The sequence below is a fragment of the Citrobacter sp. Ct235 genome (genome assembly GCF_030332305.1).
Lineage (GTDB): Bacteria > Pseudomonadota > Gammaproteobacteria > Enterobacterales > Enterobacteriaceae > Citrobacter_A > Citrobacter_A telavivensis.
Genome location: NZ_JAOWIC010000043.1, coordinates 324,952 through 347,380 on the forward strand (window position 1 = coordinate 324,952; position 22,429 = coordinate 347,380).

At 51.4% G+C, this 22,429-nt stretch carries 19 protein-coding genes and 1 tRNA gene; 7 read left to right on the forward strand and 13 right to left on the reverse strand.

The window, feature by feature from the left end:
* Positions 1-22 precede the first annotated feature (22 nt).
* The 6 genes from arsC to OGY35_RS10700 form a co-directional block, all read right to left on the reverse strand.
* Complete coding sequence (arsC, locus tag OGY35_RS10675) at positions 23-448, reverse strand: glutaredoxin-dependent arsenate reductase (RefSeq protein WP_286632250.1); 426 nt, start codon at positions 446-448, stop codon at positions 23-25.
* Between the two features lie 12 nt (positions 449-460).
* Positions 461-1,750: an arsenite efflux transporter membrane subunit ArsB gene (gene arsB, locus OGY35_RS10680; RefSeq protein WP_286632251.1), complete on the reverse strand. Its 1,290-nt coding sequence runs from the start codon at positions 1,748-1,750 to the stop codon at positions 461-463.
* 45 nt (positions 1,751-1,795) lie between these two features.
* Complete coding sequence (gene arsA / locus OGY35_RS10685) at positions 1,796-3,547, reverse strand: arsenical pump-driving ATPase (protein ID WP_286632252.1); 1,752 nt, start codon at positions 3,545-3,547, stop codon at positions 1,796-1,798.
* Positions 3,548-3,564: 17 nt separating this feature from the next.
* Complete coding sequence (gene arsD / locus OGY35_RS10690; protein ID WP_178826248.1) at positions 3,565-3,927, reverse strand: arsenite efflux transporter metallochaperone ArsD; 363 nt, start codon at positions 3,925-3,927, stop codon at positions 3,565-3,567.
* 47 nt (positions 3,928-3,974) lie between these two features.
* Positions 3,975-4,328, reverse strand: coding sequence for an As(III)-sensing metalloregulatory transcriptional repressor ArsR (gene arsR / locus OGY35_RS10695; protein WP_286632253.1), 354 nt, complete (start codon positions 4,326-4,328; stop codon positions 3,975-3,977).
* Positions 4,329-4,699: 371 nt separating this feature from the next.
* On the reverse strand, positions 4,700-5,572 hold the full coding sequence (locus tag OGY35_RS10700; protein ID WP_286632254.1) for a DUF6998 domain-containing protein: 873 nt from the start codon (positions 5,570-5,572) through the stop codon (positions 4,700-4,702).
* A gap of 499 nt (positions 5,573-6,071) precedes the next feature.
* Between OGY35_RS10700 and OGY35_RS10710 the strand changes: the two genes are divergently transcribed.
* Positions 6,072-6,824, forward strand: a complete 753-nt coding sequence (locus OGY35_RS10710; protein WP_286632255.1) for a hypothetical protein — start codon at positions 6,072-6,074, stop codon at positions 6,822-6,824.
* Positions 6,825-7,547: 723 nt separating this feature from the next.
* Here OGY35_RS10710 and OGY35_RS10715 read toward each other — a convergent pair.
* The 6 genes from OGY35_RS10715 to actS form a co-directional block, all read right to left on the reverse strand.
* Complete coding sequence (locus tag OGY35_RS10715; RefSeq protein ID WP_286632256.1) at positions 7,548-7,841, reverse strand: hypothetical protein; 294 nt, start codon at positions 7,839-7,841, stop codon at positions 7,548-7,550.
* A gap of 129 nt (positions 7,842-7,970) precedes the next feature.
* Positions 7,971-8,534, reverse strand: coding sequence for a hypothetical protein (locus tag OGY35_RS10720; RefSeq protein WP_286632257.1), 564 nt, complete (start codon positions 8,532-8,534; stop codon positions 7,971-7,973).
* A gap of 612 nt (positions 8,535-9,146) precedes the next feature.
* Positions 9,147-9,776 (reverse strand): DUF4145 domain-containing protein, encoded by a 630-nt coding sequence (locus tag OGY35_RS10725; protein WP_286632258.1) that lies wholly within the window; start codon positions 9,774-9,776, stop codon positions 9,147-9,149.
* The gene (locus OGY35_RS10730) at positions 9,777-11,381 is read right to left on the reverse strand and encodes a site-specific integrase (protein ID WP_286632259.1); all 1,605 of its coding nucleotides are present in this window, start codon (positions 11,379-11,381) and stop codon (positions 9,777-9,779) included.
* Between the two features lie 114 nt (positions 11,382-11,495).
* Positions 11,496-11,569: transfer RNA gene (locus OGY35_RS10735), tRNA-Gly, on the reverse strand.
* A 79-nt stretch (positions 11,570-11,648) separates the two neighbouring features.
* Positions 11,649-12,398 (reverse strand): amidase activator ActS, encoded by a 750-nt coding sequence (actS, locus tag OGY35_RS10740; RefSeq protein WP_178826257.1) that lies wholly within the window; start codon positions 12,396-12,398, stop codon positions 11,649-11,651.
* Between the two features lie 321 nt (positions 12,399-12,719).
* Between actS and xdhA the strand changes: the two genes are divergently transcribed.
* Genes xdhA through xdhC form a run of 3 tightly spaced genes read left to right on the forward strand, consistent with a single transcriptional unit; the run spans position 12,720 to position 16,382 of the window.
* Complete coding sequence (xdhA, locus tag OGY35_RS10745; RefSeq protein ID WP_286632260.1) at positions 12,720-15,017, forward strand: xanthine dehydrogenase molybdenum-binding subunit XdhA; 2,298 nt, start codon at positions 12,720-12,722, stop codon at positions 15,015-15,017.
* Between the two features lie 10 nt (positions 15,018-15,027).
* The gene (gene xdhB, locus OGY35_RS10750; RefSeq protein ID WP_286632261.1) at positions 15,028-15,906 is read left to right on the forward strand and encodes a xanthine dehydrogenase FAD-binding subunit XdhB; all 879 of its coding nucleotides are present in this window, start codon (positions 15,028-15,030) and stop codon (positions 15,904-15,906) included.
* Positions 15,903-16,382, forward strand: coding sequence for a xanthine dehydrogenase iron sulfur-binding subunit XdhC (xdhC, locus tag OGY35_RS10755; RefSeq protein WP_286632262.1), 480 nt, complete (start codon positions 15,903-15,905; stop codon positions 16,380-16,382). The genes xdhB and xdhC overlap by 4 nt, the downstream gene beginning before the upstream one ends.
* Positions 16,383-16,447: 65 nt before the next feature.
* Here the strand turns inward: xdhC and OGY35_RS10760 are convergent, their stop codons facing one another.
* The gene (locus OGY35_RS10760) at positions 16,448-18,226 is read right to left on the reverse strand and encodes a sigma-54 interaction domain-containing protein (RefSeq protein ID WP_286632263.1); all 1,779 of its coding nucleotides are present in this window, start codon (positions 18,224-18,226) and stop codon (positions 16,448-16,450) included.
* Between the two features lie 467 nt (positions 18,227-18,693).
* On the opposite strand from OGY35_RS10760, the gene ygeW reads away from it, so the two are divergent.
* From ygeW to OGY35_RS10775, 3 genes are read left to right on the forward strand one after another with little or no spacing between them, the layout of a single operon-like run.
* Positions 18,694-19,881 (forward strand): knotted carbamoyltransferase YgeW, encoded by a 1,188-nt coding sequence (gene ygeW / locus OGY35_RS10765; protein WP_152402191.1) that lies wholly within the window; start codon positions 18,694-18,696, stop codon positions 19,879-19,881.
* Positions 19,882-19,937: 56 nt separating this feature from the next.
* Positions 19,938-21,134, forward strand: a complete 1,197-nt coding sequence (gene dpaL, locus OGY35_RS10770; RefSeq protein WP_152402188.1) for a diaminopropionate ammonia-lyase — start codon at positions 19,938-19,940, stop codon at positions 21,132-21,134.
* A gap of 59 nt (positions 21,135-21,193) precedes the next feature.
* Complete coding sequence (locus OGY35_RS10775; protein ID WP_152402185.1) at positions 21,194-22,405, forward strand: YgeY family selenium metabolism-linked hydrolase; 1,212 nt, start codon at positions 21,194-21,196, stop codon at positions 22,403-22,405.
* Positions 22,406-22,429 lie beyond the last annotated feature (24 nt).

The window sequence follows — 22,429 nt, forward strand, 5'->3', positions numbered from 1 at the left end:
GGACATTCCTCCCCCCTGATGTTTACTTCACTCTTTGACCTGCATCATTAACCACTTTCTCGCCATCTTCTTTCGCGAACGCGCCTTTTTGCGTATCAGGGAGAATATCCAACACCACCTCTGAAGGGCGGCACAAACGCGTTCCCAGCGGCGTCACCACAATCGGACGGTTAATCAGGATCGGATGCAGAAGCATAAAGTCGATTAACTGGTCGTCAGTAAAGTTATCTTCCGCAAGCCCCAGTTCTTCGTAAGGCTCAACGTTTTTACGCAGCAGAGCTCGTACTGAAATGCCCATATCTGCAATGAGTTTGACCAGCTCATCGCGTGACGGTGGATTCTCAAGGTAATGAATAATCGTCGGCTCAGTACCGCTGTTGCGGATCATCTCCAGCGTATTACGCGACGTGCCGCAGGCCGGGTTGTGATAAATGGTGATGTTGCTCATATCAGTATCTCATTACAAAGTGAAAGAGAGACGTAGCGCCAGCGCGGCCAGCGTTACAAACAGCACGGGTAGCGTCATGATAATCCCGGTGCGGAAATAATACCCCCAGGTGATGGTCATGTTCTTCTGTGAAAGGACATGCAGCCAGAGCAGCGTTGCCAGACTACCAATAGGGGTAATTTTAGGTCCCAGATCGCAGCCAATCACGTTGGCGTAAATCATCGCCTCTTTGATTACGCCGGTTGCAGTGCTGCCATCAATCGAGAGCGCGCCAACCAGCACGGTAGGCATGTTGTTCATGATGGAAGACAGGATAGCCGTCAGGAAGCCCGTACCCAACGTCGCGGCCCAAAGTCCTTTATCTGCCAGCACGTTCAGCACAGCGGAGAGATATTCCGTTAGCCCGGCGTTGCGCAGGCCGTAGACCACCAGATACATCCCCAACGAGAAGATGACGATTTGCCAGGGCGCACCGCGCAGTACTTTACCGGTATTAATGGCATGGCCTCGTTTCGCCACCGCAAACAGGATGACAGCGCCAACAGCCGCAATCGCGCTGACCGGAATACCGAGCGGCTCAAGGACGAAAAAGCCAACCAGCAGAAGAATCAACACTATCCAGCCGGTTCTGAACGTTGCCAGATCTTTAATCGCATTCGCCGGTGCTTTCAGAAGGGCTAAATCGTAAGTCGGCGGAATATCTTTGCGGAAGAACAGATGCAGCATCACCAGTGTGGCGATAATGGCGGCGATATCCACCGGCACCATCACCGACGCATACTCAGTAAACCCCAGTCCGAAGAAATCAGCAGAAACGATATTCACCAGGTTTGACACGATAAGCGGCAGACTGGCCGTATCGGCAATAAACCCGGCAGCCATAACAAATGCCAGCGTAGTGCCTTTACTGAAACCCAATGCCAGCAGCATGGCGATAACAATCGGCGTCAGAATAAGCGCTGCGCCATCGTTAGCAAACAGCGCCGCGACCGCTGCGCCAAGCAGAACGATATACGTAAAGAGCAAACGGCCATGACCATTTCCCCAGCGCGAAACGTGCAGTGCCGCCCATTCGAAAAAGCCGGATTCATCCAGAAGCAGGCTGATAATAATCACGGCAATAAACGTTGCCGTCGCATTCCAGACGATATTCCATACCACCGGAATATCGCCCACGTGTACAACGCCCGAGATTAACGCCAGCACCGCGCCCAACATCGCACTCCAGCCGATCCCTACTCCCTTCGGCTGCCAGATAACCAAAACGAGGGTCAGGACAAAAATAGCGCCCGCCAGTAACATACATCCTCCTGACAGGGCGACTCTGCCGCCCTGTATACACTAAAATTAACCCGCCAGCGCTCTGAGTTTTTCGATGCCAGTAGGTTCTGAGGCCAGAACCGGAACAAGTGCTATACGGTCAGCATGCTGATGCTTAACAACCTCAATCTGAGGTAGTTCCTGCCGGGCACGCTGGCAAAGCAGCGGTGAGTGAGTATCGGCAATGGAAAGACTGTTATTGATTATCCAGCCCCAGGGGTGGATCCCCGCGCGTTCCAGATCGGCCTGCAAATTTGCCGCTTCCAGCACAGGTGTGGTTTCAGGCAGAGTGACAAGCAGAACGTTGGTACGTTCCGGATCCTGAAGCTGCATCATCGGGGTGGTAAAATGACCCTTGTCACCCATTTTCTTAGCAATCTCACGGTGATAAGCCCCGGTTGCATCCAGCAGCAGCAGCGTATGCCCGGTAGGTGCCGTATCCATGACCACGAACCGTTTACCTGCTTCACGGATCACGCGTGAGAACGCCTGAAACACCGCAATTTCTTCTGTGCAAGGGGAACGTAAATCCTCTTCGAGCAGCCGTTTCCCTGCTGCATCCAGATCTCTGCCCCTGGTCTCAAGAACGTGCTGGCGATAGCGTTCGGTTTCATCATGAGGATTGATTCGGCTGACCTGAAGATTCTTGAGGCTGCCATTGAGCGTTGTACTCAGGTGTGCAGCAGGATCTGAGGTAGTGAGATGCACATCAAAACCCCTGTCCGCAAGTCGTACCGCAATTGCCGCAGCCATCGTGGTTTTACCCACCCCGCCTTTACCCATCAGCATAATCAAACCGTGTTCACTGCGGGCGAGATCATCGACCATGACAGACAGAGACATATTCTCTGGCTTGCATTGTACGCACTGTTCAGGAAGCCGTGCTGGCTCAGCGCATTCGTTGAGCAGCCCTTTCAGGGCGGACACGCCAACCATGTTCAGCGGCTGAAGGAATAGCGTGTCTGTCGGCAACTCAGATAAACCGGCAGGAAGATTTGCCAGTGCCGCCTGCTCCCGTTGCCCTATTGCCGCAGCCAGGGCGTCACGCTCTGCTTCGGCTGCAGGCAGGACACCGTTAATAACCAGATACTGATTTTTCAGGCCAATGGCTGACAGTTCGTCATGCGTGCGGGCGACTTCCTGCAGCGTGGATTTTTGTAGGCGTGCGACCAGTACCAGGCGCGTGCGTTCGGGATCGGATAACGCCTCAACCGCATGAGCATACTGCTCGCGCTGCTTTTGCAGCCCGGCCATCGGCCCAAGGCAGGAAGCACCCTCCGGGTTACTTTCAATGAAACTGCTCCAGGCGCCGGGAAGCTGGAGCAGACGAATAGTGTGGCCCGTCGGCGCTGTATCAAAAATGATGTGATCGAAGCGGGTCAACAGAGTGGCGTCTGTCAATAAGCCGGTAAACTCATCGAATGCCGCAATCTCCGTCGTACAGGCTCCCGAAAGCTGTTCGCTGATACTGTTTACGACGTCGTCGGGCAGAAGGCCTTTAACAGGATCAACGATTCTGGCCCGGTATTGCTGAGCGGCTTCTTGTGGGTCGATCTCCAGCGCTGAAAGACCGGGCACCGCAGCCACGGGTTGGATCGTATTACCGATAGCCTGATCGAATACCTGACCGACATTGGAGGCGGGATCGGTACTCACCAGCAAAACCCGCTTGCCCTGCTCTGCCAGGCGGATAGCCGTTGCACAGGAAATGGAGGTTTTACCCACGCCGCCCTTACCGGTAAAAAACAGGTAAGGCGGGATATTGTGTAAGAATTTCATATGTCCTCCTGACATACTCAACAACAGGACGTATTACCACCACAACAGCGAGTGGGAGCTACCCCCACTTTCTCCAGCGGAATACCGAACCAACGAGCCAGCTCAGCGCGTTTTGGGTATCGCCCCGCCATCACCGTTTCACCGTCCAGCAACAGCAGCGGAAGCCCTTCAGCTCCAGATGCGTCGAGGAATGCTTTCGCCTTCTCGTTCTGAACAAAGCTCATGGGCTGCTGCGCCAGGTTGTAACGTTCAACCTGCACGCCACGCCCTTTCAGCCATTGCACATCCGCAGAAAAATCGACCAGAACCTGATCGACATCGGAACCACAAACGCCGGTACTGCAGCACATCGCCGGATCAAACACCGTTAACGCCTTCATCTTTAACACCTCACATTCGTAAAAACATATATGTACAGGTAAATTTTTTAGATGCAAACAGCTTTACCGCTACCAGAGCAGTTAGCCGATGCCAGCTTACGGGCGATGGCCTGCACGTCGTCCTGCTGGCTTAGCCAGGCCTGCTCAATCACCTGCGCAGCCCAGGAAGGAATATGCGGAGATAAGCGGTAATGAACCCATTTCCCCTGCTTGCGATCCAGCAATAATCCACTTTCACGAAGCATTGCCAGGTGACGGGAGATCTTGGGCTGGGACTGTTCCAGCGCCGTGCAGAGATCGCACACGCACAGTTCCCCCATCTCCCTGAGCAGCAACACGATGCCCAGACGAGTTTCATCGGAGAGGTTTTTGAAGAGTTGTATTGATGATAATTGCGGCATAAGCCCTCCTGCTTCTGTCTGGCAGTCTCTCTCCGCAACCATAAAATGTCAAAATTATATTTTAATTTTCATATATGAAATGAGAGATGATTGAATACGCCGCCACACACCATTGGCTGGCCTTTCAGCTAAACCGTACTCCCACATTCAGGCTGATCCTGAGGGAGCAAGTAGGGTTGGACTCAATTGATGAATAGAATTTAATGACTCTTTATTTATCAAGGGGAAAGTTGAGAGTGGTGATGTTTTGAGAAACAGAGTCTGGTGCAGGCGACGGAAATCTCCACGCTCCAGACAGATCGTAATTTCATGGATTTATTAACAAAAGCGCGATGCTTTGTAGGATGCGCTACAACGACTTACACACCCTTTCACTCCAGAACGCTGATAAGCTTAAGCGCATCATTTCTGACAGAATCTTGTATTCGCCCAGAGTCGGCAACCAACGTCAACGCTTCAATACTTAAACCATCCCTGATCACTTTTCGCGCTTTACTGAGACGGGTCCGGCAACTTTTCTCTGTATACCCCTCACGTGAGTGCATTTGCTCAATGATGTCAGCGCTTGATAAATTTGAATCGGCAAAACGATGGTAGTAGTTTACGAAACACTCCATCCCGATAGCCTTAAGGAGGTCTGTCAGCGTAGCGCGGCTTGTTATCCTCTCTTGCTGATTCAAAACGTCCGCCATGGCGTTGAGCGGAGGGTTTTGGGAAGAGACTTCATTTACTGAAACTGAATTGCTGACAATCAAGTTTTCTTTGATGGACATAACGCGGGGATCGGTAAGAATTGCGCCCTTAAGGTTAATGATGTGCGCGTTAACATGATCACTATGCCGAGCATAATCTTGTATTACTTCATGCGGGATTTTGTAACTATCAAGAATGTTGTAATTTTCATCGAAAATAACCGCAATTAAATAATCAAAATCGGCTGCCTCATAGTTTCGCAACGCACTCAGTTGCCGGGAAGGATTATCCGGCGTCACTCTCCTCGCTTTGATCTGCACTTTCATGCCATCAGCATCGATGGCATCAGCCCCCGCTGACGAATTACTGAGAAGAGTCATACCTAGCGCTTTAGAAACCAACCATTCGGCGTAATCACCTACAGGATTATTCTTGGTGCGTATAACATCTCTCGAACGTAATACTGTCAAAATTTTGGAATGAAGTGACAGTAACTCAAGATTACTCAACGAGGCCAGGTAACCATCTGATATTAAATTTATATTTTTCATAATCTTTCGCCCTGACTGAAGTGAAACGCCACTGTAACGCCTACGTAGTGCATCTGTATTTTGATTTTTTAGAGATACTTATAGCTATCAGTTTTAGATAAGACAGACAATTATTATCCGCACCCGGTATCTGTTTACCCATCCAGTAATTAAAACTCAGAATATGACATCTACTCTATTGTTTCAGCTTATCTTATTTGAGCGCAGATACGATACCTCAATTGTCATTGGTATTGGGCCTGCACCGCTTTGCGGTCCCCATACTACGTACAACAGCGACGTGCTAATCCGCACCGTTCAGCAAAAGCTTCCTGACGCATTCCGGTGGCAATGCACAATGCTTTTACTCGTTGTTCAAACAGGGTTCGAAGGGACTTTTTCATCGCTGAATTTGCGCAGATGACCACTAAAGAGCCATTCACTTATCGTGATATTACGAATCAAACGTTTATTATGTTGTTAGAAACACCGCATGGGTGGATTTCGAGGAAAGAACAACATGCTTAAAGAGCAGATTAGAAAAACAGGCTTTATGTGCAAGGCAGCGTTAGGCACTTTACTCATCACAGCGTCAACAACATCCTACGCAACCGAAAGCATTGATCAACTGGCTACACGTATCGGAATGGATCACTTCCGTGAAGCAATAAAAAAGGGCGACCGCAACGCCTACAAAACCCTACCGGCAAAAGGCTATAAAAACGGTTTAACCGGGTTATTGGTTAAAACGAATACTTACGTTAATCCCGAATACAGCTTTGCCGATTGCGACACGGACACGGTGATAGTTTCTGTTCAGGAAAACAAAACGTTGCCCGGTTGCCGAATCTCATTAAAACTCGCAACCAAAGACGCAGATGGCAGTTATCACGATAATGGCATTCGCATCGAATACGGTGTTGCCACTGGCTCCAAAAAGTTTATCGCCAACAATTCAGCGTGGGCGCAACATGCCATTAGTGGTGATAAAGTGCTTGAAGGTGCCCTCCACCCGGATAAAGCGAGTAGCGACAAAGATCAAATGTGCATGGGTATGGCTCAATTTACCGCAAACGTAACCGAGGGCCGAAACGGAGGAATGACCAAAGGAGAATATTATCAGCGTCTCGATAATATGAATGGCAAGTCCGAAGTCACTCCCCAGATGATTACGCTCTATAAGACTTTCGTTGACTACGTATATGAACACCCGAAACAGGATGCTCAGGTTTCAGCGAAATTCATTTACACTAACTGTATGAATAACTTTTAATTCTTTGTTGATGCAATAGTGCGACGATAGTTGCTCTGGAAATATCGTATTCACGCGGTAACGCGCTGTCACTGGCTTCTTCTCCATAATCGCTCTACGGGCTTGTACACCGGCAGATCGCCGGTGTCGTTCGGCGCAACCTCTTTGTTGCGTCTTGTCATGTGCCATAGACCTTCATTATTTGTTCGGCCGAAACGGCGCATCGGGGCAAAAGTTGTCACACCAGAAACGTTGCAGGCAAAATGGCTGTAGCTGACTGAAAGTATTCCCCATCCATACCCTCACATTGAGCTTGACCTTGGGGGAGTACAATTGCGTTCAATAGACTAATAGAATGCAATAACTGCTGATTTATCAAGGGAAAATTGAGTTTGGTAGACTTCAGGAGACTTGAGTTTGGAGCGGGCGAAGGGAATCGAAGTATCGAAGACAACTCACCGTTAACCATTTGTTTCTTAAAAGATGATGAATCCTTATGGTTACAGTTATGGTTACACGTTGAGTGATCTTTGGTCAAGGCCGGATACATGTAATATTCCCACAAAAAGAATAGAACAAAGGTTAGAACATCTGGAAGGGTCTCAATGTTTCAACTTCAAGGGGTAGCCTCCCTCGTTTCAGGGCAAAATCAAGGAAGGCTACGGGGACAATACGAGAGAGTAAACTATTAGATAGACGCTCAGATTTTTGTGGGAGATTTTAGAAAAAGGCTGTAAGCATCACTCACCGCCACCAAGCACTGCCGCCAACCGCATAATGAAAACCTGTCAGCACCAGAGCTACAGCAATGGCTACAAATAAAAGGATACCGCACATACCTGACAGCCTATTGAAAACAATGCGATACACTATGCCGGCAATGAACAATATTCCGGCGGCCCACCAAAACGCCTTAACAGCCCGACCAACTGCGTAATAGGTAGACCACGAGATACCACCGTATATATAACCAGCCATACATCCCATAGCCAACAGTAGCGCAGCCATAACAATGAACGCCCCCATACCTCTTACCATAATGATTTTCCTAAAGTAATCCATTCAGTGACTGAGGGTAGGATAGCCTGATTGCAGCCTTTGTGTTGATCGTTTGTCTCGATCGGTAACATGAAATTGATCGCTCATATCTATGGAGATCGATAGCTATCATAGATTCAGTGTTCGGGCATACCAGACGCTGCTGCGAGAAATCATGGATAACCCTTGGGATTTCGTCAGGTGACCGTTAAGCACAGCCCTGTAGATGCGCTCAGGTTTCCTACCGTCAACACATTTACCAATCTTGTTAAGGGTCTGCATAGCTTCCCTGTAGTCGTCCTTATGACGTTCCAATAGCTCAGCTTCAGCGAGATAGCCAAGTTCGACCATCTTATTAGCAACGACCGTGGCAACTTCAGGCATCTCAAGGATAGCCTCAAAGGCCGCATAGACCATGTCCTCGAAATCTTCAGAGACCCATCCGGCATACTTGAGGGTTGCCTGTTTGTCTGCGTAGGTTATGCTTTCAATACCAATCTTCTCGACGTGCATTTTTTGCATGTCGGCGAGCCTCTTTGTTACCTTGCCGCGCCACTGAGAGGGTAGCTTATTGTTTGGTAATCCGAGGATTTTCCATATTTCTGTAAGGTTCCACATGCCAGACTCATTAGATTTAAAGCTGTGGCCTTCAATATTAATAATATGACCTGCATGTTTATGTTTATTATTCATTACTTGGTTACCTTTTAAATATGCACCCTAAACCGAACCCTACTGACCCACTCAAAGTCCCCAAGCGAAGGGAGACCAGCAGGACAAAGGATGCACATTTAGAATGTCTTTGAGATTAATAGGAATGGTTTCATGTGGAGACACTGAACGTTTTTTTCAAATTGAAACGACTAATGAAGTAGATAACGCTAAGTTCTCATAAAGTTCTTCTTTAAGTTCTTATTATTATCTTGTGTAAACAAGTAATATAACTCTAAGGTCTTTAAGTAATACTTTAAGTTTAGCCCCTGTAGGCCAGAGGCCATATTAATATGATTACTGTCATTGGCTATTCACTTATCGACTGACCCAGAGCACACAGGAAGCATTCACTTTAAGTTGAACGCTTGGTGTCTGTAATTGGTCATCCCGCCCCTGAAAGGATGCGATAAGCTACGGTTAGTTGTCATAGAGGGAAAACTCTTTGTCGTCCCTCTCCCTTATAGTGAGTCGTATTGATTTTTGCTGATATTAAAGTAGGTTTGCGAGCTAAACCTGACAACTAAAGGCATGGAACCACACTTTCTGTTAGTTACTCAGAGTTCCTCTCCCTAAAGTGAATCGTATTGATTGCTAAGCTGTCTTTTTGTCGCGCTTTTCGATTCCCTGACGCGGCCCCTCAGGCATGCTCTGGAACATCTCCTCAATCTCCTTTGGTCTCGTAATTCGGTCATCAACAATGATGTTCAGCAGTTTAAACAGACCGTGTGTTAACTGTGGGTCATCATCAAGGCTAATCTCACCGGGATGGACCGCCTGATTGCCAACGATTCGACAAATGTCTGCGGCTTGCTGAATACGAGGTGGTAAGCCTTTCTCCACGAGAGACTTAATGTCGTCGTTAATGTTTTTCCCCGGCTCGCCTAGATGGACCATTAACTTCTGGAGACACAAGCGGAGGAGCGCAGCGGCCCCTTTAGGAGAAAGGTTGACGATGCTTCTGGCTTCCATGTAGTCGGCCTTGCAGTCATCCGGCATATCAGTATTGGGCAACTCAACATTCGCAGATGCAGGAATTATGAGGGACTCCTCAAACCAATATGAGTGCTCCTCACAGCGCTGACATTCTGACACATGCATGGGGAAAGCCATTCCATCATAGTAAGGAAATAATTGGACCCACTTTTGCTTAGCATACGCCTGACAGTACGGGCAGTTAAAAGCTTCTTTTTTGAACTCCGCTGGTTCATAGGGAATTGCCATTTACTTTACCTCCTTATAAATACCTACCATCACATTAACCAACCTATCCACCTCAACTTCTTTAGCGTAGCGGTCATAAGTAATAGACCCTGAACTATGCCCCAGAATTGACTGAGCATACGCTAATTCGACGCCATGTTGTTTTAGCTGAGTCGCAACTGTATGCCTGAACGAATGGAAAGCCAGCCCGTTACGTTCAGCAATCACTTTAGGCAGCAACGTACGGTTAAACCATTTACTTACCTGCTCGCCGTAACCGTTCTTCATTAGGCGAAGCCCCTCAAACACCATAGCGTCATCACCATCAGCGCCTCTACGAGCCTCTACAAGCGCCTTAAAGTCAGCCAATACAAAACCATAGGCTCCATCAACCAAAGGCACACTGCGATCACTGTGAACGTTCTTGATACTCTTACCCGGCAGACGGCTATCGTCTTCATTAATATGGATATAGAGGGTCCCAGCCTCAGTGGTCCTAACGTCTTTGACCTGAAGTTGAGCCACCTCATTAAGCCTCGCCCCAGTGATAGCAGCCAAAGCGGTAACGTAGTAGTGATAGGGCTTACCAGAGGGCTTCAGAGAGTAAGCCTTAGCGGCGACCAGTAGTTGCCTCACCTGCTCCGTAGAGAAGGCGTTACGGGCCTCAGAGGCTTTACGCTGAGGGACTTTAAGTTCCAGCCCCTCAGTCATATTCTTTTTGATCAGGCCATTACGGACAGCCCACTTAAAGACTGCCGCCATTTTGATGAGATACTTGTTATTGATGGTGACAACATCCAGACAATCAGTCCTATCATCACGGCTCAGCAGGTCAGCCAATGAGGCAACCTTGAAGCGCTGCTTACGGTTCTTAGGTAACTGCTGGAGCACATCACGAACTCTGAGCATGTCTGCTCTACTGGCTTCAGCATTGAGACCCAGATAGTCGAATATTTCGATTAACGCTGCGTGTGACGCTTTGTTTTCCCTTAAGGTTGCAGGCTTCCAGTTCTGAGCGTTCTCCGCTTCGTATTGCTCAAAGAGGCTCGCTACGGTGACCACAGGTTGAACTTCTGGTTTTACTTCTGGAGCACCAACAGATAGGGACACAGAGGCTTGGTCACCTTGCCGCTCAATATCATCAAATCCATCGATATAATCTATTAGTGGCTTACTGTCTCCCGCATCGATACGCTTCATACAGGCCTTAAGCACTCCCAAAGCCTCGTGAATGTATCGATGCTGGTCAATACTAAGGGGTTCACAGGCTAGTGCATCAACAAGGTTCCCACCAAGTTCTGAATAAAGCCCGCTATATGTTTCCCTCATGTCAGGCTCGAAGAGGTCAGAGCGTCCCGTCGATAATTCCCACTCAGCGATGTCCTTAAGGTGCTCCCTCATCTCCTCATAGGTAGCGTTGGGTCTGTCTGCGTGTATAGCCTTGAGTGCTGCCTTGATATGCCTTGAGTGAGCCATAGCGGTGCGTCTATCCTTGGTCCGTAATGATACTGATGTCATTCTATCATTGTTTGATTGTCTGACCCGAAGACGGAAGTAGTAGACGCCGTTACGCTGGTAGAGATAGGAGACGGCTGGAAGTTTGTGACTGCTGGATAGCTGAATCATATGTCTGTATGCCCTGAGAGGGTTACACAGTGGGTTACAGTAAGTAACTCTGCAAGGAGGCTTTAGGCCATATCCCTTAGGATTCAGTGAGTTGGAATACTTTAAGAAGTGTCATGGAGCGGGCGAAGGGAATCGAACCCTCGTATAGAGCTTGGGAAGCTCTCGTTCTACCATTGAACTACGCCCGCTTTGGTGTGCGTAAGGCATTATAAACCTTACGCTCTTGTTGGCAAGGGACAGGCCTGCTGACTGGCGATTAATTCGCCGTCAGCATTTTGGTTTGCTGCCCTGCGGTGGCAGGTAACGCTGCGGATCGATGGCCGTCGCACGATAGCGAATCTGGAAATGCAACCGCACCGAGGCCGCATCAGTACTGCCCATCGTGGCAATTTTCTGTCCGGCCTTCACGCTTTGCCCGTTATTCACCAGCATCGTGTCATTGTGCGCGTAGGCAGTAATGTAATCTTCACTGTGTTTGATCATGATGAGATTACCGTAGCCGCGCAGTTGGTTGCCCACGTAGACCACCTTCCCTGCCCCGGCAGCATAAACAGGCGTACCACGGGCAGCGGAAATGTCGATCCCCTTGTTGCCACCTTCCGCCGTGGAGTAAGGCAGGATCACCTTACCGCTGGCAGGCCATTGCCAGCAACGTTGTCCCACCGGAGGCCAGGACGATTGCGGCACAGAAGAGGACGGTCTGACCGCTGCCGTTTTGGTGGACGATTTTTTAGTGGATTTCGCTGAGGCCGTTTTCGAACCACCGAGCTTCAGCTTTTGCCCCACCTCAATGGTATACGGCGGAGAAATGCCGTTCAGACGCGCAAGATCTTTGACGCTGGTGCCGGTAGTGCGTGAAATACGGTAAAGCGTATCCCCCCGTTTAACGGTATAAACGGCGCCAGACCCGGATCCAGAATTAGACGATTTGCTCCCCGAGCAGCCTGCGATCAGCAATCCTGCACAAAGCAGCATGGCAATACCCAGGCTATTTTTCTTCAGGCGTCCTGCGCTCAAAACCGTTCCTCGCAACATTCACAGACGCCATATGATAGCAGTCATAATCCGGATGCCAAATTTATTGAGTCGGTAAGTATCATCACAGACTGCCAGATAAACGCTATCACTGCCACTTACCGTGTATCACAATGAGTTGATTAAACTCATAATGATACGCAAGACATCCATTTTTCCCGGTCTGTTATCCCTTTCAGCAGGCCATATTATTATCTCCGTCACACTTCCCGTCTCCCACCGTTCGACTTTGCGCTTCTGGCGTAATTCTTGCCTGATTTAACGGTTGTTCAGGAACCGAATAGTCAAATCAGGGGGACGTTTATGGATGCGCGGGAAGCAACCGCTACCGGTGAGTCATGTATGCGCGTGGATGCCATTGCTAAAGTGACCGGGCGGGCTCGATATACTGATGATTACATGATGGCGGGTATGTGTTATGCCAAATACGTTCGCAGCCCGATTGCCCACGGTTACGCCACCAGCATCGACTGTGACGAGGCGAAAAGCCTGCCCGGGGTGTTGGCCGTGTTTACCTGGGAAGATGTACCTGATATTCCATTCGCCACGGCTGGACACGCCTGGACGTTGGATGAGAACAAACGCGACACCGCCGACCGTTTACTGCTGACCCGTCACGTACGCCATCATGGCGATGCGGTCGCGATTGTCGTGGCAAGAGACGAGTTAACCGCGGAGAAAGCCGCCCTGCTGGTGAAGGTGGAATGGGAAAAACTCCCGGTGATTACCACGCCAGAGGCCGCTCTGGCACAGGAGGCAGTCCCCATTCACCCCGGCGGTAATCTGCTCAATCGCAGTGAAATGACTACGGGGAATGTGCAGCAGGCCATTGATGCCGCAGATTATCAACTCCAGGGACATTACCAGACCCCGGTCATTCAACACTGCCATATGGAAAGCGTCACCTCATTTGCCTGGATGGAAGATGACTCACGTATTTCCATCGTCTCCAGCACGCAGATTCCGCACATCGTGCGGCGGGTTGTGGGTCAGGCGCTGGATATTCCCTGGTCATGCGTGCGGGTCATCAAACCGTACGTCGGCGGCGGGTTTGGCAACAAACAGGATGTGCTGGAAGAGCCAATGGCCGCGTTCCTGACCCGTAAACTGGGCGGTATTCCGGTGAAAGTTTCGCTGAGTCGCGAAGAGTGTTTTCTCGCTTCCCGGACCCGCCATGCGTTCACGATTGATGGACAGATGGGACTCAATCGCGACGGCACGTTGAAAGGCTATCGTCTGGATGTCCTGTCAAATACCGGCGCCTATGCCTCGCACGGACATTCAATCGCCTCGGCGGGCGGCAACAAAGTGGCCTGGCTCTATCCCCGTAGCGCGTATGCTTACCGTTCCACCACCTGCTATACCAATCTCCCTTCCGCTGGCGCGATGCGCGGCTACGGCGCGCCGCAGGTGATCTTTGCCGTGGAATCGATGCTGGATGATGCCGCGACGGCGCTGGGTCTCGACCCGCTCGAGGTTCGGTTGCGTAATGCGGCCTGCGAAGGCGACAAGAACCCGATTACCGGCAAACGCATCTACAGCGCGGGACTCCCGGAGTGTCTGCAAAAAGGCCGCACGCTGTTTGAATGGAATGCCCGTCGTGCTGAATGTCAGCACCAGCAGGGCAATATCCGCCGGGGTGTCGGCGTCGCCTGCTTTAGCTACACCTCCAACACCTGGCCGGTCGGCGTGGAAATCGCCGGTGCCCGTCTGCTTATGAATCAGGATGGCACGATCAACGTTCAGAGCGGTGCCACAGAAATCGGTCAGGGGGCGGATACCGTCTTCTCGCAGATGGTAGCGGAAACCCTCGGCGTACCGGTCAGCGATGTACACGTCATTTCGACCCAGGATACCGATATTACCCCGTTTGACCCCGGCGCATTTGCCTCTCGCCAAAGTTATGTCGCCGCACCGGCACTGCGCAAAGCGGCAATGCAACTGCGCGATAAAATCCTCCATCACGCTGCCGACATGCTGCATCAGTCCGTCATGAACCTGACGCTGACGGCAGGTAGCATCGTCCTTATCGATCGCCCGGACTCTCCGTTGCTGTCATTAAAAGACCTGGCAATGGATGCGTTTTATCACCCGGAACGCGGTGGCCAACTGTCAGCGGAATGTTCCGTGAAAACAACCACCAACCCACCGGCGTTTGGCTGTACGTTTGTCGATCTGAGCGTCGATATCGCCCTGTGCAAGGTCACTATCAACCGCATCCTCAATGTCCACGATTCCGGCCATATTCTGAATCCACAACTGGCGGAAGGACAGGTGCACGGCGGGATGGGGATGGGCATTGGCTGGTCGCTGTTTGAAGAGATGATCATCGATGCGGAAAGTGGCCTGGTGCGAAACCCCAATCTCCTCGATTACAAAATGCCAACCATGCCCGACCTGCCACAACTGGAAAGCGCATTCGTTGAAACCCAGGAGCCGCAATCGGCGTATGGGCATAAATCCCTCGGCGAGCCGCCCATTATCCCGGTGGCTGCAGCCATTCGTAACGCCGTGAAAATGGCCACCGGCGTTGCGATTAATACGCTGCCCCTGACGCCAAAACGGTTGTATGCGGAGTTCCACCAGGCTGGCTTGATTTGAGGATAAGACCATGTTTGACTTTGCTTCTTACCATCGCGCGTCAGGCATTGCCGAGGCTATCAGCCTGTTGGCGCGCTATCCGCAGGCGAAACTGCTCGCCGGTGGAACCGACGTCCTGATCCAACTTCATCATCATAATGCGCGTTACCGCCATATCGTTGACATCCATGATCTGCCCGAGCTCCAGGGAATGACATTGACGAAGGAGGAGGGGTTGCGCATCGGTTCCGCCACCACTTTTAGCGAGATTATCGAGCACCCCATTACGCAACGATATCTGCCAGCCCTGTGCGCCGCTGCCGCCTCTATCGCCGGACCGCAAATCCGTAATGTCGCCACCTACGGCGGGAATATCTGCAACGGCGCAACCAGCGCAGACTCGGCGACGCCAACGCTGATTTATGACGCCACGCTTGAGATAGCCTCGCCGAAAGGAGTGCGTTTTACCAGTATCAACGGTTTTCACACCGGCCCCGGGAAAGTCGCTCTTGAGCAAGATGAAATCCTTGTCGCCTTTCATTTTCCCCCGCAGCCCAGGGCCGATACCGGCAGCGCGCATTTTAAATACGCCATGCGCGATGCGATGGACATTTCGACCATTGGCTGCGCGGCACGATGCCAACTGGATAACGGCGGTATTAAAGAACTTCGCCTGGCGTTCGGCGTTGCGGCTCCCACGCCAGTTCGCTGTCAGCATGCGGAGAGCGCGGCGCAAAATGCGCCATTGACCCTGCAAACGCTGGACGCGATCGCTGAATCCGTTCTGCAAGACGTCGCCCCGCGCTCTTCCTGGCGGGCCAGTAAGGAATTTCGTCTGCATCTCATCCAGACGATGACCCGGAAAGTTGTAACTGAAGCCGTTGTCGCGGCGGGAGGAAGGCTGCAATGAATGACACTAACCGAATCACGCTGGAATGCGTCATCAATGGTCACCCTTTTCAGCTCAGCATTCTGGCGGGAATGCCGCTCTCTGAACTCCTGCGCGAACAAGGGTTGCTGAGCGTCAAACAGGGATGCTGTGTCGGTGAATGCGGTGCCTGTACGGTTCTGGTCGACGGTACGGCCATTGACAGTTGCCTGTATCTTGCCGCGTGGGCAGCAGGAAAAGAGATCCGCACACTGGAAGGCGAATCGGCTGGCGGTCAACTTTCACGTGTCCAGATGGCTTATGCCGCATCCGGTGCCGTACAGTGCGGCTTTTGTACGCCAGGTTTGATTATGGCGACCACCGCAATGCTGGCAAAGCCGCGGGAACAGCCGTTGACCATTCTGGAGATCCGTCGCGAACTGGCGGGAAATCTGTGCCGCTGCACCGGATATCAGATGATTGTCGATACCGTACAGCGCTGCACCGGGCCGGAATAAATAATAGACGCCGCCTCTTTCAGATTGCCTCCGGGATGGAGGCATTCACACGTTTGCGTGCCGAGTTAAACGTTCAACAGCTCGTACTTTTTAATCTTGCGATAGAGCGTCGCAATCCCGATGCCTAACTCATCCGCCACCTGCTTTTTGTTGGAGTGGCGGGACAGCGCTTCGCGAATCATCTGCTTTTCCATCTCTTCCAGCGCGGTTCCGCCAGTGTCATCGGACAGCAGCTGCGCCATGTGAGCCACCGCACCAACCGATTCCGGCGCTTTACCGTTGTTGATGAGATTTGGCGGTAAGAGCGTACTGTCTATCACCTCACCCGAAGGAACCACGTTGACCAGATACTCCATCAGGTTGCTGAGCTCGCGCAGGTTGCCCGGCCATTGATGGTGCCTGAGCAGGGTTACCACATCCGGTGCAATACCCGGGTAAACCAACCCTAGGCGGCGAGTATGCAGATGCAGAAAATAGTGCACCAGCAGTTCAATATCGTCCTGTCGCTCACGTAGCGGCGGCAGGGTCAGTGGGATAACGTTCAGTCGATAGAACAGGTCTTCGCGGAATTTACCTTCAGCGATAAACTGCCCGAGGTTCTGATTGGTGGCTGAAATAATGCGGATATCGACCTGAACCGGGCTGCTCGCCCCCAGCGGCAACACCTCTCTCGCTTCAATTGCCCTGAGCAGTTTAGCCTGTAGCATCAATGGCATATCGCCAATTTCATCGAGAAAGAGCGTTCCACTGTTCGCCGCCTGAATCAGGCCGGTTTTCCCATTGGCGGAAGCGCCGGTGAATGCGCCTTTGACATAGCCGAACAGTTCACTTTCCAGCAACGGTTCCGGTATCGCAGCGCAGTTGATGGCGATAAACGGTTTATTGCGTCGTTCACTCAGTTTATGAATGGCGCGCGCGACCACCTCTTTCCCGGTGCCGCTTTCCCCCACAATCATGATGCTGGACGGACTGGGTGCAATGCGACTAATCAGTCGCTTAAGCTGGCGCATGACCCGACATTCACCAACCAGTTGCTCAATATGCGGCTCATCGGTGGCAATCGACACAGAGGAACTGGTATGCGACTGATGGAAGGCCATCAGGAATAACTGCCGCCCCTGAACATGATGCAACTGACCAATAATCAGTTCACTTTTATCATCCCAGGAGACGATATGCTGCATATGCCCGTGGGTGAAATTACTTTCAAACGTTAATGGCCGGAACCTGACCGACTTTCCCATCATATTATTCTGCGCCGCGCCGAGAATTTTTAACGCGGTTTGATTCGCGAACTGTACGCGGTTATCTTCATCAATGACTAACACACCTTGATCCATATTCTCGATCATTGTCGAAAATATTTTACTGATGTTGTCACTCCCACTCTGGTCTTCGAGAAGTTTTGAAACAAAAATGGTGGATATATGGCGAACATAATCTGAAAACTCGCGCAGGTTGTCATTGATATGTTCCTGCTGTTCATGCGTTACGGCAATCAAACTGATCACGCCTACACAGCGGTCCTGTAGAATGACCGGCGTTCCCAGAAAAGCTTTCTCACGACAGTTCTCCTTGCTATCGCAATCTTCGCACAACGGATCAAAGCGGGAATGCGTCACAACCTTTTCTTTTTTACTTTCCAGTACATAGCGCAACAGTCTGGAGTTACCGCTCAACGGGCGTCCGAGGTATTTACCGTAGGCGCCGGTACCTGCGACGCGGCAGAGGTTGTCGTCGACAATCTCAACTTCGAGTTGCAAAACGCTGGCAAGCATTCTGGCGAAACGCTGAATGGTCGGTTGAATCTGCATCAAAACGGACTGCGTTGTTGCAAGCACCATAGTCTTACCTTCCGGAATCACTTAAATGATTGATCATTGAAGACATTGATGGTTCGTAGAATATAAGGATACTAACTCAGACAAATTTTGCTTTGATAAAAACACAGGCTCTTTATCATTTTATAATGAAAATATGCAAGAGAAATCACATTTCCATATCAATATGAGAATCAGCGGAGTGAGTTTATCAAACTGACGGTATTTACACCCCTTCCGGGTATTATTCCGCCAGTAATTTCATTGACAGATTGCGATATTTATTAAGCCAAACGTTTTCGTATATTCATGACGAATTACAGATAGCTTTATTCTGTGATCGAAACCACATATTGCCGGATGAATTTCTGTTTATCCGCCGCCGGATTCATTTTGGCACGCTTATTGTTAGTCCCTGGTATATCGGTGATGCCGCTTGTCATTACCGCGAATAAGCCACCTTGCCGTCATTCCACTACCAGGATCTTACAATGAAAACTGTTAATGAGCTGATAAAGGATATCAATTCGCTGACCTCACACCTTCACGAGAAGGATTTTTTGCTTACGTGGGAACAGACGCCGGATGAACTGAAACAAGTCCTGGACGTCGCTGCCGCGCTGAAAATGCTGCGTGCCGAAAATATCGCGACCAAAGTCTTCAATAGTGGATTAGGAATTTCCGTCTTCCGCGATAACTCCACCCGTACCCGCTTCTCCTATGCCTCCGCCCTTAACCTGCTCGGTCTGGCTCAGCAGGATCTGGATGAAGGGAAATCACAAATCGCGCACGGCGAAACCGTCCGCGAAACGGCCAACATGATCTCCTTCTGCGCCGATGCCATTGGTATTCGCGACGACATGTATCTTGGTGCGGGCAACGCCTATATGCGTGAAGTCGGCGCCGCGCTTGATGACGGCTATAAACAGGGCGTACTCCCGCAGCGTCCGGCGTTAGTTAACCTGCAATGCGATATTGACCATCCGACACAGGCGATGGCGGATCTGGCCTGGCTGCGTGAGCACTTCGGCTCTCTGGAAAACCTCAAAGGCAAAAAAATCGCCATGACCTGGGCCTACTCACCCAGTTACGGCAAACCCCTCTCCGTGCCGCAGGGCATTATCGGTCTGATGACCCGCTTTGGTATGGACGTCACCCTGGCGCATCCGGAAGGTTATGACCTGATTCCGGACGTGATTGACGTGGCGAAAAACAACGCGAACGCGTCCGGCGGCAGTTTCCGTCAGGTCACCAGCATGGAAGAAGCCTTCAAAGATGCCGACATCGTCTATCCGAAGTCATGGGCACCTTACAAAGTGATGGAAGAGCGTACTGAACTTCTGCGGGCTAACGATCATGCGGCCCTGAAAGCGTTGGAAAGACAGTGCCTTGAACAGAACGCGAAGCATAAAAACTGGCACTGCACTGAAGAAATGATGCAACTCACCCGCGACGGCGAAGCGCTGTATATGCACTGCCTGCCAGCGGATATCAGCGGCGTCTCCTGCAAAGAAGGCGAAGTCACCGACGCCGTATTCGAAAAATACCGCATCGCGACTTACAAAGAAGCCAGTTGGAAGCCCTACATCATCGCCGCGATGATCCTCTCCCGCAAATATCCGAAGCCAGGCGTACTGCTGGAACAACTGTTGAAAGAAGCGCAACCGCGCGTGAAATAACCCCCTGAGCCGACCTGCCGGTCGGCTCTCCTTTCCGGAGGCCAAAAGGATAGGATATGTCCGTTTTCTCATTGAAGATCGATATTGCCGATAACCGCTTTTACAACGGTGAAACGTCGCCCCTTTTTTCGCAAAAACAGGCCAAAGTCGCTCGCCAGTTCCATCAAAAGATCGCCGGCTACCACCCAACGCCGCTTTGTGCGCTGGATGACCTTGCCTGCCTGTTTGGCGTGAAGAAAATTCTCGTCAAAGATGAATCAAAACGCTTTGGACTCAACGCGTTCAAGATGCTCGGCGGAGCCTGGGCCATCGCCTGCCTGCTGTGTGAGAAATATCATCTTGATATTGAGACGCTCTCTTTCGAGCAGCTCAAAAACGCCATCGGCGAAAAAATGACGTTTGCCACCACCACCGACGGCAACCACGGTCGCGGTATCGCCTGGGCGGCACAACAGCTTGGACAACATGCGGTGATTTACATGCCGAAAGGCTCTGCGCAAGAGCGCGTGGACGCCATTCTCAACCTCGGCGCGGAGTGCATCGTCACCGACATGAACTATGACGATACCGTTCGTCTGACGATGCAGCATGCCCAACAGAACGGCTGGGAAGTGGTGCAGGATACCGCCTGGGAAGGCTACACCAAAATTCCCACCTGGATTATGCAGGGATACGCCACGCTGGCCGATGAAGCCGTTGAGCAAATGCGCGCCCTGGGCGTCACGCCAACCCACGTGCTGTTACAGGCCGGCGTTGGCGCCATGGCGGGCGGCGTATTGGGCTATCTGGTGGACGTCTATGGCCCACAAAATCTGCACAGCATCATCGTCGAACCGGACAAAGCGGACTGCATTTATCGTTCTGGCGTGAAAGGCGACATCGTCAACGTCGGTGGGGATATGGCAACCATCATGGCCGGTCTGGCCTGTGGCGAACCTAACCCGCTTGGCTGGGAAATTCTGCGCAACTGCGCCACACAGTTTATCTCCTGTCAGGACAGCGTTGCCGCGCTGGGCATGCGCGTACTGGGCAATCCCTTTGGCCACGACCCACGCGTGATCTCCGGAGAGTCCGGAGCCGTAGGGCTAGGCGTTCTGGCAGCCGTCCATCATCACCCACAGCGTCAGGCCTTAATGGACAAACTGGCGTTAGATAAAGACGCCGTTGTGCTGGTCATCAGTACCGAAGGCGATACCGATGTGAAGCACTACCGCGAAGTGGTCTGGGAAGGTAAACATCCGGTCGCACTGTAATCACCCCCTATTGGACAACGCTCCCCAGGAGATTCGGGAGCGAACACTGGAGAAAAGTCATGGCGAAGCACATTCCCTTTAAACTGATTCTTGAAAAAGCAAACGACTACAAAGAGGACATGACGCGTTTCCTGCGCGACATGGTCGCCATTCCCAGCGAGAGTTGCGATGAAAAACGTGTCATCCATCGTATCAAGCAGGAAATGGAGAAAGTCGGTTTTGATAAAGTCGAGATCGACCCGATGGGCAACATTCTGGGGTACATCGGTCATGGTCCGCGCCTGGTTGCGATGGACGCGCATATCGATACGGTCGGTATTGGCAACATCAAGAACTGGAATTTCGATCCCTACGAAGGGATGGAGACCGACGAACTGATCGGCGGACGCGGCACGTCTGACCAGGAAGGCGGCATGGCGTCAATGGTTTACGCCGGGAAGATCATTAAAGATCTCGGCCTGGAAGATGAGTACACGCTGCTGGTCACCGGTACGGTACAGGAAGAGGACTGCGACGGCCTGTGCTGGCAGTACATCATCGAGCAATCCGGTATCCGCCCGGAATTCGTCGTCAGCACCGAACCAACCGACTGCCAGGTCTATCGTGGACAGCGCGGACGCATGGAGATACGCATTGATGTACAGGGAGTCAGTTGCCACGGTTCCGCCCCGGAGCGCGGCGATAACGCCATTTTCAAAATGGGCCCCATCCTCAACGAGCTACAGGAATTGTCACAGAATCTGGCCTGGGACGACTTCCTCGGTAAAGGAACCTTAACCGTTTCCGAAATCTTCTTCACGTCACCCAGTCGTTGCGCCGTGGCGGACAGTTGCGCCGTCTCCATCGACCGTCGTCTGACCTGGGGCGAAACCTGGGAAGGTGCGCTGGAAGAGATTCGCGCCCTGCCGGCAGTGAAAGCGGCCAATGCAGTGGTCTCGATGTACAACTATGACCGCCCCTCCTGGACCGGGCTGGTTTACCCCACCGAATGCTACTTCCCAACCTGGAAAGTGGAAGAAGATCACTTCACCGTCAAAGCGCTGGTCAGTGCCTATGAAGGACTGTTCGGCAAAGCGCCGGTGGTCGACAAGTGGACCTTCTCCACCAACGGCGTATCGATTATGGGACGTCACGGTATTCCGGTGATCGGCTTTGGTCCGGGTAAAGAACCCGAAGCCCATGCGCCAAACGAAAAAACCTGGAAATCACATCTGGTGACCTGCGCCGCGATGTACGCAGCTATTCCACTGTCCTGGCTGGCAACGAAATAACAATCCATCTACCTCCCCCGGTTT